At 40.7% G+C, this 12,506-nt stretch carries 16 protein-coding genes and 1 riboswitch; of the genes, 1 reads left to right on the top strand and 15 read right to left on the bottom strand.

All coding sequences use genetic code 11. The annotated features are described in order from the left end of the window. Window positions 1–29 precede the first annotated feature (29 nt). Complete coding sequence (locus L634_RS0109230) at window positions 30–1,169, bottom strand: metallophosphoesterase (protein ID WP_026582204.1); 1,140 nt, start codon at window positions 1,167–1,169, stop codon at window positions 30–32. Window positions 1,170–1,336: 167 nt separating this feature from the next. Between L634_RS0109230 and L634_RS34265 the strand changes: the two genes are divergently transcribed. Then, the gene (locus L634_RS34265) at window positions 1,337–1,669 is read left to right on the top strand and encodes a hypothetical protein (RefSeq protein WP_232233738.1); all 333 of its coding nucleotides are present in this window, start codon (window positions 1,337–1,339) and stop codon (window positions 1,667–1,669) included. Here the strand turns inward: L634_RS34265 and L634_RS0109220 are convergent. From L634_RS0109220 to thiM, 14 genes are all read right to left on the bottom strand, one after another. Further along, entirely contained in the window at window positions 1,651–2,511 is an 861-nt protein-coding gene (locus L634_RS0109220) for an SDR family oxidoreductase (protein ID WP_026582203.1), read from the bottom strand. The two genes, L634_RS34265 and L634_RS0109220, sit on opposite strands and share 19 nt — an antisense overlap. Before the next feature lie 65 nt (window positions 2,512–2,576). After that, window positions 2,577–3,011: an HIT family protein gene (locus L634_RS0109215; RefSeq protein WP_026582202.1), complete on the bottom strand. Its 435-nt coding sequence runs from the start codon at window positions 3,009–3,011 to the stop codon at window positions 2,577–2,579. A gap of 158 nt (window positions 3,012–3,169) precedes the next feature. Beyond that, on the bottom strand, window positions 3,170–4,234 hold the full coding sequence (locus L634_RS0109210; protein ID WP_026582201.1) for an undecaprenyldiphospho-muramoylpentapeptide beta-N-acetylglucosaminyltransferase: 1,065 nt from the start codon (window positions 4,232–4,234) through the stop codon (window positions 3,170–3,172). Between the two features lie 140 nt (window positions 4,235–4,374). Further along, window positions 4,375–4,689, bottom strand: a complete 315-nt coding sequence (locus L634_RS0109205; RefSeq protein ID WP_026582200.1) for a DMT family transporter — start codon at window positions 4,687–4,689, stop codon at window positions 4,375–4,377. Then, window positions 4,686–5,024 (bottom strand): DMT family transporter, encoded by a 339-nt coding sequence (locus L634_RS0109200; protein ID WP_026582199.1) that lies wholly within the window; start codon window positions 5,022–5,024, stop codon window positions 4,686–4,688. Before L634_RS0109200 ends, L634_RS0109205 begins: the two co-directional genes overlap by 4 nt. A gap of 71 nt (window positions 5,025–5,095) precedes the next feature. Beyond that, window positions 5,096–5,196, bottom strand: a riboswitch (guanidine-I (ykkC/yxkD leader). A gap of 50 nt (window positions 5,197–5,246) precedes the next feature. Next, the gene (locus tag L634_RS0109195; protein WP_026582198.1) at window positions 5,247–6,470 is read right to left on the bottom strand and encodes a dicarboxylate/amino acid:cation symporter; all 1,224 of its coding nucleotides are present in this window, start codon (window positions 6,468–6,470) and stop codon (window positions 5,247–5,249) included. Between the two features lie 140 nt (window positions 6,471–6,610). Continuing rightward, the gene (locus L634_RS0109190) at window positions 6,611–7,126 is read right to left on the bottom strand and encodes a hypothetical protein (RefSeq protein ID WP_026582197.1); all 516 of its coding nucleotides are present in this window, start codon (window positions 7,124–7,126) and stop codon (window positions 6,611–6,613) included. Between the two features lie 234 nt (window positions 7,127–7,360). Further along, window positions 7,361–7,660, bottom strand: a complete 300-nt coding sequence (locus L634_RS0109185; RefSeq protein WP_026582196.1) for a DUF3817 domain-containing protein — start codon at window positions 7,658–7,660, stop codon at window positions 7,361–7,363. Between the two features lie 66 nt (window positions 7,661–7,726). Continuing rightward, window positions 7,727–8,053, bottom strand: coding sequence for a hypothetical protein (locus L634_RS0109180; RefSeq protein ID WP_232233737.1), 327 nt, complete (start codon window positions 8,051–8,053; stop codon window positions 7,727–7,729). Window positions 8,054–8,087: 34 nt separating this feature from the next. Beyond that, complete coding sequence (locus L634_RS0109175; protein WP_026582194.1) at window positions 8,088–8,843, bottom strand: exodeoxyribonuclease III; 756 nt, start codon at window positions 8,841–8,843, stop codon at window positions 8,088–8,090. A gap of 430 nt (window positions 8,844–9,273) precedes the next feature. Further along, the gene (locus L634_RS0109170) at window positions 9,274–9,588 is read right to left on the bottom strand and encodes a hypothetical protein (RefSeq protein WP_026582193.1); all 315 of its coding nucleotides are present in this window, start codon (window positions 9,586–9,588) and stop codon (window positions 9,274–9,276) included. A gap of 392 nt (window positions 9,589–9,980) precedes the next feature. Continuing rightward, the gene (gene thiE / locus L634_RS0109165) at window positions 9,981–10,658 is read right to left on the bottom strand and encodes a thiamine phosphate synthase (RefSeq protein ID WP_026582192.1); all 678 of its coding nucleotides are present in this window, start codon (window positions 10,656–10,658) and stop codon (window positions 9,981–9,983) included. Next, on the bottom strand, window positions 10,642–11,472 hold the full coding sequence (gene thiD / locus L634_RS0109160) for a bifunctional hydroxymethylpyrimidine kinase/phosphomethylpyrimidine kinase (RefSeq protein WP_026582191.1): 831 nt from the start codon (window positions 11,470–11,472) through the stop codon (window positions 10,642–10,644). The genes thiE and thiD overlap by 17 nt, the downstream gene beginning before the upstream one ends. 14 nt (window positions 11,473–11,486) lie before the next feature. Next, window positions 11,487–12,299, bottom strand: a complete 813-nt coding sequence (gene thiM, locus L634_RS0109155) for a hydroxyethylthiazole kinase (RefSeq protein ID WP_026582190.1) — start codon at window positions 12,297–12,299, stop codon at window positions 11,487–11,489. Window positions 12,300–12,506 lie beyond the last annotated feature (207 nt).

The raw sequence follows: 12,506 nt of genomic DNA, 5'->3' as shown, positions 1-12,506 counted from the left end.
GGAAAAGCCCCTTCGTTTCACGAAAGGGGCTATTTTTTATTTCTCAATAATTCCAATGTTTCTTTATGGGCATTTCTAATAATTTGTTCAATAATCGGGTCTGGGGGAATGGCTGGCCTGCTTTTTTTATTGATGGTCCGATAGACTGGCCTAATGGAAGAGATGCTGCTTTTGACCTTAAATTCTCCATTCTGTTTAACAATTTTTAAGTCAATGAGTCCAAGGTGATTGCCCCAATATCCCGCCTGGACCGCAGCCGTTCCATTTATAGTACCCGATTTCAAGTCAATCCCAGGAACTTCCTGCAATTCATCCCTGACAGGAAAAACACTGTGGCTATGGCCAAAAAGGATGGCATCAATTCCTTTCACCTTGCTAAGCGCATATACAGAGTTGCCTTTCTTCTCATCCAATCCCTTATCTGATTGCAGACCAGTATGAGCAAGTGCCACAATGATATCCGCTCCCTTGCTTTTCATTATCGGTATGAAGTGCTCAGCCGTTTCTTTAATATTTTTCACTTTAAGGTTGCCTCGAAAATATTCCTTATTCCACTCTGCGACAATGGGAGTTATGAAGCCGATCACCCCTATGTTCAGCTTGTGTTTCTCCCCAGCCGTATCTGTCACTTCCTTTTCAAGGATGGTGTATGGATTGAAATAATTGAGGTCATCTTCTTCAAATTGATTTCTGTCTTCCACATATATATTGGCATTTATGTAGGGAAAGTTTGCTCCCCTTAAACTTTCCTCCATAAAATCAATCCCATAGTTAAATTCATGGTTGCCTACTGTAGCTGCATCGTAAAGCAGAGTGTTCATTGCTTTAAAGACCGGGTGGACATTTGCAAGGTCCAGCGGATGGCTCCTATACGCATATTCATCCAGTGCATTTCCTTCCAATATATCCCCATTATCAAAAAGCAGTGAATTGGCGACCTCTTCCCTCGCCTGTTTTATCAGGGTTGCCGTTCTGGAAAGCCCAAATTCGACTGTCTTTTTTTGATCTTTATAATCATATCCAATCATATTCCCATGCAAATCGGTTGTTTCCATTAACCGCAAATGGATGGTTGATGGCCCGGATACTTGCGCTTTCGTTTGATTCCAGACAAACAGCAGGGTCATGAGTGAAAGTAATATGATTAATGATTTCTTCCCATTTTTCATTCCATCTCCCCCTGATGATTATTGGTAGTTTTTTTATTTTCTCTTGATATTTGAAATTTAATCAGGGGAATAGGAACTTCAGAAAAGAGAATAAAAAAAGGAAAATTTTGAAACTTTTAATCTGTTCATCCGTTTAATTAGTAAAGCTAATAATAAGGAGGCCCAGAATGTCTAGACAAAAAAAGTTTTTGCTATGGAGCATGACATTCTTGCTATTTGAAGCCATTTTAGCAGGAGGAGTTTCTTATTTTTTTCACTTCCCTCTTCTTGATACAATTGCCTACAGCAGCTTTGTCCTTTTCGCTCTGAGCTTGTTTGGCTTTTCCCAGGGTGACGCGTGGACCAATAATGTGATTGCCGATTCAAAGCTGAATATGGTGACACATATGAATGAAGAAGAGCGGGCAAATTTTTTTATCCATTTGAATCCATTTCTTGCAGGAACTTTTGCCTTTTTCTTATTGGGCCTAATCATTACAGGTTACTTGTTTATAAAATAGTTTTTGTATAATTTTTTTAAAATGATGTTTTCCCAGCTTTTCCAGCTCAATAAATTTTTTAAGCTGATTCTCGTTTTAACCCCTTTTCCGACTGGATATCTTAATGTTGGCTTTTTCTTCAAGGCGATGCTGACTGCTTTTTTTGCCACAATAATTGGATCTTCATAATTTGGCTCGCTTTTATCAAGATAATCCTGAATCTTTGTCATGTACACATAATATGGCGAGTCTTTTCTTAATGATTTTTCCGTTATCTTTTTTCCGGTTGACCAAATACTTGTTTTAAATGAACCAGGTTCCAGCATGGCTACATGAACGCCAAACGGTTTCATTTCGAGCCTTAACGATTCGCTCCAGCCTTCTATTGCGAATTTGGAGGCTGCATATGGAGACAATCCTGGAAACCCTGCCCTGCCGCTGATGGAACTCATATTGATGATCGTTCCTTTTCTTTGTGCACGCATAAACGGCAGAACCGCCTGGGTTACAGCAATCGTTCCAAATACATTTGTTTCGAATTGGGCTCTGTATTCATCCAGCGGAACTTCCTCAGCAAACCCTGCACCAGCATAGCCTGCATTGTTAATCAGTACATCGACCGAAGGCAGCTGCTGCAGCAAACCTTTCAGGTTTTCTATTGAATGGGAAGAAGTTACATCCAATTCATGAATGGATAGATGACTCTGCACCCCTTCCCTGTTAGCCAGTTCCATTAATAAATCTGCTTTATTTGTACTTCTCATTGTAGCTAAGACATGAAAGCTGTTTTTGGCTAATTCAATAGCCATTAAGGCTCCAAAGCCGCTTGAACAGCCAGTAATGAGTGCATATTTTTTCTCCATTATGTTCAATCCTCACCTTGTTTAATTAAAACATTTAAACGATTTGAGCAAAAAAACACACAGATTTATCCGCTGTGTGTTTCTTCCCGACTTATTTTATTACATTTTCTTTTGTTCTCTGGCTGCTTTATCCAGTGTCTTAACCCTTTACCAGCATACGGCTCATCATTATATCTCGGTATGATATGCAGATGGCAATGAAGAATACTTTGATTCGATGCTTCACCTGCATTCCATCCTAAAGTATAGCCGTTGGGAGAAAATGTGAGATCTAGATATTCTCTCGCTCTTTGCAATAGTTCATATGTATCGTTCCATTCTTCAGGTGTTAAGTGAAAGGCATCTCTTTGGTGGGCTTTCGGTACAATAACTCCGCTCCCCTCCAATACATCCTGTTCTTTGTCATGCTGCAGGAAATAACATGTTTCGTTCTCAAAAATGATATGCTGATGCCGATCATGTTGAGGATTGCAAAATGGACAATTCTCCTGGTAAGACATTTAATCATCCCTTTCAGTCCAATATGCTGCTTTAAACTATTTTTTTAGGAAGCTTGATGTTAATTTCATCCATTAATGAATGATCAAGTATGGTCTTCTGTTACAGAAAAGTCATTAGGAATCTCCCGTTCAAGCTTGCTTATCTCTTTGGTATTAGTCTATATTTTTTGAATTTCTTTTATCAGGACTGAAAGGGCGTTGCTCATTGCTGAGGCTCCCATTGCACTTCTGATTTTGCTTCTGCTTGATTCAAGCTTTTCGAGTGATTGAATGAGGCTGTTTTTGGTTAAATGCTCTTCTTCCAGCATCAGTGAGTATCCTTTTTTTGTAAAGGCTTCTGCATTTAAAATCTGATCGCCCCGGCTTTGTTTTTTGGACAGCGGGATGATTAGCATGGGTATTTTTAAAGCCAGGAATTCAAAAATGGCATTGGAGCCTCCCCTTGTCACGATCGTATCGGTTGCAGCAAGAATATCAGGAAGTTCTTCGTTGACATATTCAAATTGCCGGTAGCCCGGAATGTTTATTAATCTATTATCTATTTGCCCTTTTCCGCACAGGTGGACGACTTGGTATGTGGAAGTAAGCTCCTTTAGAGCTTCCCTTATTGTTTCGTTTATTCTTTTAGCTCCAAGGCTGCCGCCCATTACAGTCAAAATGGGTTTTTCTTCTGTAAACCCCAGCAGCTTTCTTCCGCTTTCTTTATCACCTGAAAAAATCTCCCTCCTGATTGGCGAACCGATCGCTGATGTTTTATCAGCCGGAAAATGCTTTGCAGCTTCTTCAAAGGACGTAAATATCCTGGTAGCAAAGCGCTGTGAGATTTTATTCGCCAAACCTGGAGTCAAGTCGCTTTCATGTATATATATAGGTATTTTTAAGGAATTTGCCGCAATAATAACCGGAACAGAAACAAAGCCGCCTTTTGAAAAGACAAGTTTCGGTTTTATCTTTCCCAGAAGCTCTCTTGCTTCCAGAATTCCTTTTAATACACGGAATATGTCCTTCACATTCTCTTTATCCATGTACCTCCTTAATTTTCCGCTGCTGATCCCGTAATAAGGTATATGCATGGCAGTAATCAGTTCTTTTTCTATTCCTTTTTTTGAACCTATGTAATGAATATCCCATTCTTCTTTTGAAAGTTCATTTATAATGGCGATATTTGGGGTGACATGCCCTGCTGAGCCGCCTCCTGTAAATACGATTGATGATTTGGTCATTTTATACCTGCCTTTGATGATTTATTAGTATCATTATAATTTATGAAGAAATGTAAGGGAAGGTAAGAACTGGATATATTTTTGTTTCGTTTTATTCAATATGACAAATGAAAGAGGCCATTATTTCCATGGCCTCTTTTCTAGGAAATTAGCTTAAGCCCGATAGCTGCGCTAAGTACCATTCCAATAAAGAATATTCGTTTTGCATCCTTTGGCTCCCCATAAAAAATCATGCCAAGAACTGCACCGCCTGCAGCACCTATGCCTGTCCATACTGCATAGGCGGTTCCCATCGGCAGACTCTTCATGGCTAATGCAAGAAATAAAAAGCTAGCTCCAAATCCTCCAAATAACATCACTAGCGATTGCCAATTGCGATTTTTATGCCAGCTGTTGATCATAGTTACACCTGTCATTTCAAACAGCCCTGCAAGAATGAGGTACACCCAGCTCATGAAGTCTCACCTCCTTCAGCCTCTCCTTCATTTGTCACCAGCTTCAAGCCAAGCACGCCTATTAATAAAACAAGTACAAGAATTATTTTAGAAAATTTCAAAGGCTCATCGAAAAATATAATTTCGGACAGGACGGTACCAGCTGTTCCCATCCCTACAAATACGGCATAAACAGTTCCGACCGGGAGAACTTTCCCTGCCATAATCATTAAATAAAAACTTATAGCAATGCTTAAAATGGTGCCTGTCCAAGTTAAAGGACTGTCTGCATGCTTTAAGCCGATAACCCAAAATACTTCAAAAAATGCGGCAATAAATACTTTTAGCCAATGCAAAATAACCGCTCCCTTCTTATAATAGTAGTGCTCAAAAAATGAAAAAGCCTGGGAGATATCTGATTAACAGTATCTCCCAGGCTTTTGTCCTTCCGTGGCATAGCTGCAAAAGCTATGAGTTTTCTCTCGGACCAGTCCAGCAATGTGCTGCGGAACCCTAGAAAACCTTTCTATTAAATTCAATAGAATTATAGCAAAAATAAAGAATCTTTTCCAGAAATTTTATGCTGTTTTCGGCACGTCCGCAGATTTTTCGCCCCTGTCAACGATAATTGCACATGCCGCATCACCGGTAATATTTACGGCCGTACGGCACATATCCAGGAGACGATCCACACCCAGAACTAGAGCAATCGCTTCAACAGGGAGTCCGACAGATGTGAGGACCATGGAAAGCATGATTAAGCCTACCCCTGGAACGCCAGCCGTTCCGATGCTTGCTAAGGTAGCTGTTAAAATAACTGTCAGCAATTGCCCCAGCCCTAATTCAATTCCGTATACCTGAGCAATGAAGATCGTCGCAACCCCTTGCATGATAGCAGTTCCATCCATATTAATCGTGGCTCCCAGCGGCTGAACAAAACTGCTCACGCTTTTCGAGACGCCGAGATTATTCTGTGCTGTTTTCATTGAAATTGGCAGCGTGGCTGAGCTGCTTGAAGTACTGAAAGCTACCACCATGGCAGGAGAGAATTCTTTCAAAAATTGGATAGGGTTCATTTTGCCAAGGAAAGAAATGGCGGAGCCGTATGTGATGACAAGATGAAGCAGCAGAACAAATAGGACAGCGAACATATATTTGCCCATAGCCATTATGGCTTCCATTCCCTGTCCGCCTATAGCAACGGCAATTAAGCCAAAAGCGCCGTATGGGGCAAATTTCATAATCGCCTGCACCAGATACATGAGGACTTCGTTCGCTTGTTCAATCAAATGAAGCACACCTGACACTTTTTCCCCCAGTCTTGCTAATCCATATCCGATAATAATGGAAAATGCGATAATTTGAAGCATGGATTCCTGAACCATGGCCCCAAAAGGGTTAGCGGGAATGATATTAATAAGTGTTTCCATGACCGGCGGTGCTTCTTTTTCCTCAAAATTTGCGCCATCCAGCTGGAATTCACCTGCTCCCGGCTGGAACAGCATCCCGGCACCGAGGGCTAAGACAAGTGCTATTGCCGTTGTTATAAGAAAAAATAAGATCGTTTTGCCGCCAATCCGGCCAAGTTTTTTCGGGTCGCTAATTCCAGCAGTCCCCAGGATCAAAGAAACAATAACGATAGGAACGACAAGCATTTTAATCAGGTTGACGAAAATTTTCCCTAATGGCGCCAGCACATATGTCGAAGCAGCCTCATACCATCCTGGCAAAGCCAAATTAAAAATCAATCCAACTGCAATACCCAAGCCCATACCGATAAGGATTTTTTTGGTTAAAGACATAATCAACCTCCTTTTTATAAAATAAGAAAGCGCTTACATCCTGATATTTATTCTATAAAGAGCTAGATTATGCAGTTTATTAACCTGTCAATCCTGGAAAACAAAAATCCTGCAGCATTTCTAGCTGCAGGATTCCATGTTTAAGGCTTAATTGTGAAAAACAGAAAGATCATCGTTCCTAAGATAAACGCCCCGGTCCCGGCATTGGTCAATATCTGTTTCCAAAATACCTTTCCATCTCTTTCTTCTTTGAAAAAGTCTTTAATATTCTCCTTGATTTCTTCATAATAGTAAATTCTCCACCATTTTTTGAAGCTTAAACGGAAAGTTTGAAACTGCTTTTCCTCACTTCGCCAGCTTACTTTTATGACTGCATCTTCATCAGGGAGAGTAAAAATCACTTTTTTGCTGTCCGCTATTTCTTTTTCATTATAGGAAATCGAATAATGGTTCAGTTCGGTTCTTACTCTTTCAAGCAGAATGTTTTTGGAAGTTTCGTGAATAACAAATACACGTCCTTTTCGATATATATGTACAGCAAGATAGATAAATGCGGCTAGTGAAAGAATTAAAATGTATATAATAGGCTCCATTTTAAAAATATTTAACCACAGCATCGGCTGGACGAGCCAGCCCATAAAAAGTAAAAGCGGCATTACCCATGATTCCGAAATAATTCCTTTCTGCCTCTGGACACGAAACCCATCGTGCACTGACCCGAAAAATATTAAAATGCCTGTAAAAATAAAAACATATTATAATAGCAGTTCATCTCCCATTTACTTACTCCAATCCTATATCTTTCTTATATTTTATCAAAAATCCAGATGGATTTGTAAGAGAATTGGAAATTAAAAAGCCTGCATAATCGCAGGCTCCCACTGCTTCTATTAATCTGTTAAAGAGGATTTTTTCAAAAAAATGTCTAAAATAAAATTGCCAAATGGTATAAATGCGACTGCTACAGCGCTTGCAGCCCATTTTAGAGACCATCTTATTTTAAATGTAGTGTAGGCTATGACGAAAAGATAGGTTATAAACAGAAAACCGTGCAGAGAGCCAACCACTCTTACAGCCTCAGGAATTCCTGCAGCATATTTAAGCGGCATTGCAATAAATAAAAGGAGTAGCAATGAACCCCCTTCGAGGAACCCCATAAATCTAAATTTTCCGATCGTTGTTTTTAGCATATTACGAACTCATCCTTTATTTCTATTTTTAATTCGTATGTATTATAGCATTTCCGGAGCATGAATTTAAGAAATATCAGAAGAAAGAATATATTCTTCTTGCCAGGCACGGGGATCGGAAGATGATGAAGAATTACTCCTAAAGCTTTTAGCCGCAATACTGCTAATTGACGGAGGATAGGGGCTTTTTCGGATATGATCCTTAATAGATGCCATTGCCTGTTCATAGTCCATTTCCTCGCATTTTTTAAAATAGTAATGGACTATATCATTTTTTAAACGAAAACCAGGATATACTCTTTCAATAAGAACAAAAAGTTTGAGCATCTCTGTTTTGTTCACTTTAACCATTCCTTTTTGAATAATTAATAAAAGTATTGCCAGATTTTCCAAAATAAAAACCCCTGCTAAACAGGGGCTCTATTTCTTACATATCCAGTTGAAGCACAATCGGGCAATGGTCGCTGCCCATAATATCACAATGAATCCCGGCATCTATTATCTTATCTTTGATCCTATCGGAAACTAGGAAGTAATCAATCCGCCAGCCTATATTCCGCTCGCGTACCTTGGCCATATATGACCACCACGTATAGGCTCCCTCTGCTTGTGGATATTTATAGCGGAATGAATCAACAAAGCCGGAATTCAGGAGTACGGTCATTTGTCCGCGTTCTTCATCTGTAAAACCAGAATTGCCTCGATTGGACTTCGCATTTTTCAAATCAATATCCTGGTGGGCTACATTTAAATCTCCGCACAAAATAACCGGCTTGACCTTGTCAAGCTCCAGCAGATGCTCCCGGATTCTGTCCTCCCACTCGAGCCGGTAAGGAAGCCGTGCCAAATCACGCTGAGAATTAGGTGTATAGACATTTACAAGATAAAATTCATCGTATTCAAGTGTAAGAATTCTGCCTTCCGGCTCTGCTTCGTTATCACCTAAGCCATATCGAACTGTAAGCGGCTCTTTTTTCGTGAAAACAGCTGTACCGGAGTATCCTTTTTTTATAGCATAGTTCCAATACTGGTGGTACCCTTCGAGGATGAGCTCTATCTGTCCCTCCTGCAGCTTGGATTCCTGGATACAGAAAATATCCGCATCCACCTCTTTAAAGTAATCTATGAAGCCTTTTTTCACGCAGGCTCTAATTCCATTTACATTCCAGGAAACAAGTTTCATTGTTATTAATTTCTCCTTATGCTGAAAATCTAACAGACTATCAGATTAACATGTTTATCATTCTTCTGCATGGTTAAAGCATCGTAAATTGGACGATAAACGCTAATATCGGCACCAATAAGAACATGCCAATATAATATTTTTGTAAAATTACCTGATCATTGTCGCCGAGAAACCAAGAAATTGCTGCTTCAAGCAATCTGGGCAGAAACAAAATTGCCATGATAAAAACGAGTGCCGAAACAGTAAAAATACGCTAACCGCCAGAAACTCCGAAAGTGTCTGTTTGTTCGTAAATAGCCATTTCATAACTTTCATCCATACACCCCCGCACCTGTGATGCCAGGCAGCAATAAAGCTATTGTAAAATATAGAAACAATTCTGACAAGAAAGCGGTGGAAATAAAAATAGGCTTGCTATATAGCGTGCCTATTTCTTGAGAATCATGGTTCCTGCATTCATCTGTACTAATTTTATGTTTTCTCCCTGCTGGATACCCTCATAAAGAGAGGCTGTGAGTTCAACCGATTTCCCATCTTCCATCCGAATCCAATATTCCTGGTGAATATGGTAATTGCTTAAATAATTATCTACTGAATCTCGATGATATTTCTCCGTTACCTTCCCTTCAATTTCAATTATTTTCGTTTCCGCTGCGACCAGACCAGTAAAAAAGCCGTAATACACGATAAGCATTAAAACCGCACCTTGAATATAAAGGCCGATTTCCATCCATTTTTTCAAAAGCCCATCCCTCTTTTTTATTATTTGATAAAAAGCTGCCCTCCATAGGATGGGGTAAACTGGATGGTTTCAAACATTTAATAAGAACATAAGGATATTGAGAGGAAACAATTGAAAAGAAATTAAAGAATTCATCAATCTAGTTGAAAGCATACAAATTTCTCATAGGCAGAATGCTGATTTTGCAGTTGATGATATATGAGGCATAGTTGATGATATATTAAAGAAGTTGATAATAAAATGGCTTTTATGATGTTATTTTTCGCAGAGCTGACGATAAAATGCCCGAAGTTGATGATATCTTAAAGAACCAGGTAATTCACCTCTAAAATCATATGTCCTTGCTAATAAATTTGGTGTACAGTCATCATAAACATTAAAAAATGCCCAGCTTAATGGACATTTTTTAGTTCATTTAGTTCATTTAGTACAGCAATGGATAGCAGCCGGGCTGATTCTTCCGGAGATTCTGCCTGGCTGATTGCTGTGATGACAGAAACGCCGTCTGCACCCGCCCCGATTATTGGAGCCGCATTTTCAGCGGTAATGCCTCCTATTCCAACCAGAGGAATTTGGATATCCAAGGCTCTCAATTCTTTTAAAAAGCTGTGCCCTTGCACGGCTTTTGCGTCTTCCTTTGTGGAAGTCGGATAAATGGGCCCAATTCCAAGGTAATCTGCACCATCATCTATTGCTTTCCTTGCTTCAATCAAATTATGTGCTGAGACCCCAAGAATTTTGCTGCCGATTTTTTGGCGTACGATATCAGCAGATTCGTCTTCCTGGCCAATATGGACGCCATCCGCATCGATCTCTAATGCCAGTTCTATATCATCATTTACAATGAAAGGGATTTGGTTATTCCTGCAGATTGTTTGCAGCTTTTTTGCCAGCTGGAGCTTGTCTTCCCCTTGTAAACAGGCATTGCCTTTTTCACGGAACTGAAAGAGTGAGATGCCTCCTCTAATTGCTGCAAGAAGGACCTCTTCGGGATCTTTTTGGCAATTTACGCTCCCCATAATAAAATAAACTCTCAAAAACTTTCTTATCGCCTCAGAATTTACTGCCATGTGCAAAGTTCTCCTTTTGCTGCCTATTATAGGCCCAATGATTGGTCGGTCCATGACCGCTTCCGATCTGCAAGTCGTCTTTTATAGCTGCTTGGATAAACTTCTTTGCTCTTTTGACAGCTTCCGGCACATCTAGACCATCAGCCAGCCCCGCAGTGATGGCAGCCGAAAAGGTACAGCCGGTTCCGTGTGTATTGGCCGTCTGGATTCTCTCACTCTTCAACTCAATAAAACTGTCACCATCAAATAATAGGTCTGCAGCAATGTCTTCTGCTTCGTCATGGCCGCCTTTTATGATGACGTTCTTTGCCCCCATCCGGTGCAGTTTCCTTGCAGCTTCTTTTTTATCTGAATCTGACTTGATCGTAAGGCCTGTTAGTACTTCAGCCTCCGGGATATTTGGGGTGATCACCATCGAAAGGGGAATTAGGAATTCCTTCATGGCATCAATCGCCTCTTTCTGAAGCAGGCTTGCTCCGCCTTTTGCGATCATGACTGGATCAATGACGACATTTTCCCAGTCATAACGGATTATTTCACGGGATACTCTTTCGATAATTTCAGCACTAAAAAGCATTCCTGTCTTAATCGCTTCTGGCCTAAGGTCTTCCCCTATAGACCGGATTTGTGCAACCACAGCCTCAGCTGTCATTGGAAAAACTCCCTGGACGCCTCTTGTATTTTGGGCGGTAACTGCGGTTAAGGCAGACATGCCATAAACACCAAGTTCCTGGAACGTTTTTAAATCGGCCTGTATGCCAGCCCCGCCTCCGCTGTCTGAACCAGCTATGGTCAATGCTTTTGTCACTCTCATATATATGAAGCCTCCTATTCGCTGATTTTTTTAAAAGAACCGCGGCCTTCAACATCTGAAGCCGTAATGTTATATAAGCTGTTCAAAAACTCGATTTGGAAAGTTCCCGGCCCTCGATTATTCGAAGCTTCGGCGGCCATTTCAGCAGCCACACCGTAAACAACCAATGAGGAGACAGCTGCCTTCATTAGATCTTTTTCCACAGCTGAGAATGCCCCTGCCACAGAAGTCAGCAAACAGCCGGCCCCTGTTATCTTCGTTAGAAAGGGGTGTCCATTGTTTATACTGTAAGTAAAATTTCCGTCTGATACGATATCCTGTTTTCCTGTGATGACTGTGATAGTACCAAGTTCACTTGCAGCTGCCTGGGCGAGTGCAACTGTATCTCCATTGCTTTTACCTGCGTCCACCCCTTTTATTTCCCATTGCTGGCCTGCTGCATTGGCGATCTCTGCCGCATTCCCTCTAATTATTGAAATATTTAACTCTTCTAAAAGCCTTCTGGCAGTATCCGTCCGATAAGCAGTTGCTCCCACACCAACCGGATCAAGGATTACCGGAACTCCGTGCTCATTAGCTGATTTTCCGGCGATTAGCATGCTTTGTACCTCTTTTTCAGTCAAGGTTCCCATGTTCAGAACTAATGCACCTGAGATTTTGGCCATATCAGCTGCCTCTTCATGTGCATATGCCATTACTGGCGAAGCGCCGATTGCCAAAAGGCCATTTGCAGTGAAATTGGTGACAACGACATTTGTAATATTATGAACCAGCGGATTTACTGCCCTTACCTTTTCTAAAAGACTGCCAATCTCGTGAATATTCATCCATATACCTCCTTATTATTTCCTCACAAGCCCGCCGACAACAATATTTTGGCCTATAACCGCCTTGTCCATGGAGAAGCGAAAAATAAAATGGGATCTGCAGCCTGTGCCGCATCTGTGATCTTTTTTTAAAGAGTCGTGCTCTCAATAATTTCAAAGACTACTCTTGCTCCATCTCCGGCAAATGCATTTGCTGTCTTGTGCCCT

The organism is Bacillus sp. J33 (assembly GCF_000518885.1).
Classification (GTDB): Bacteria; Bacillota; Bacilli; order Bacillales; family Cytobacillaceae; genus Cytobacillus.
This window is presented reverse-complemented; position numbering and strand designations above follow the sequence as displayed.

Excerpts from the sequence above, each read along its gene's own strand:
- L634_RS0109230 (WP_026582204.1), bottom strand. The coding sequence starts at position 1,169 with ATGAAAAATGGGAAGAAATCATTAATCATATTACTTTCACTCATGACC.
- L634_RS34265 (WP_232233738.1), top strand. The coding sequence starts at position 1,337 with ATGTCTAGACAAAAAAAGTTTTTGCTATGGAGCATGACATTCTTGCTA.
- L634_RS0109220 (WP_026582203.1), bottom strand. The coding sequence starts at position 2,511 with ATGGAGAAAAAATATGCACTCATTACTGGCTGTTCAAGCGGCTTTGGA.
- L634_RS0109215 (WP_026582202.1), bottom strand. The coding sequence starts at position 3,011 with ATGTCTTACCAGGAGAATTGTCCATTTTGCAATCCTCAACATGATCGG.
- L634_RS0109210 (WP_026582201.1), bottom strand. The coding sequence starts at position 4,234 with ATGACCAAATCATCAATCGTATTTACAGGAGGCGGCTCAGCAGGGCAT.
- L634_RS0109205 (WP_026582200.1), bottom strand. The coding sequence starts at position 4,689 with ATGAGCTGGGTGTACCTCATTCTTGCAGGGCTGTTTGAAATGACAGGT.
- L634_RS0109195 (WP_026582198.1), bottom strand. The coding sequence starts at position 6,470 with ATGTCTTTAACCAAAAAAATCCTTATCGGTATGGGCTTGGGTATTGCA.
- L634_RS0109190 (WP_026582197.1), bottom strand. The coding sequence starts at position 7,126 with ATGCCGCTTTTACTTTTTATGGGCTGGCTCGTCCAGCCGATGCTGTGG.
- L634_RS0109185 (WP_026582196.1), bottom strand. The coding sequence starts at position 7,660 with ATGCTAAAAACAACGATCGGAAAATTTAGATTTATGGGGTTCCTCGAA.
- L634_RS0109175 (WP_026582194.1), bottom strand. The coding sequence starts at position 8,843 with ATGAAACTTGTTTCCTGGAATGTAAATGGAATTAGAGCCTGCGTGAAA.
- thiE (WP_026582192.1), bottom strand. The coding sequence starts at position 10,658 with ATGGCAGTAAATTCTGAGGCGATAAGAAAGTTTTTGAGAGTTTATTTT.
- thiD (WP_026582191.1), bottom strand. The coding sequence starts at position 11,472 with ATGAGAGTGACAAAAGCATTGACCATAGCTGGTTCAGACAGCGGAGGC.
- thiM (WP_026582190.1), bottom strand. The coding sequence starts at position 12,299 with ATGAATATTCACGAGATTGGCAGTCTTTTAGAAAAGGTAAGGGCAGTA.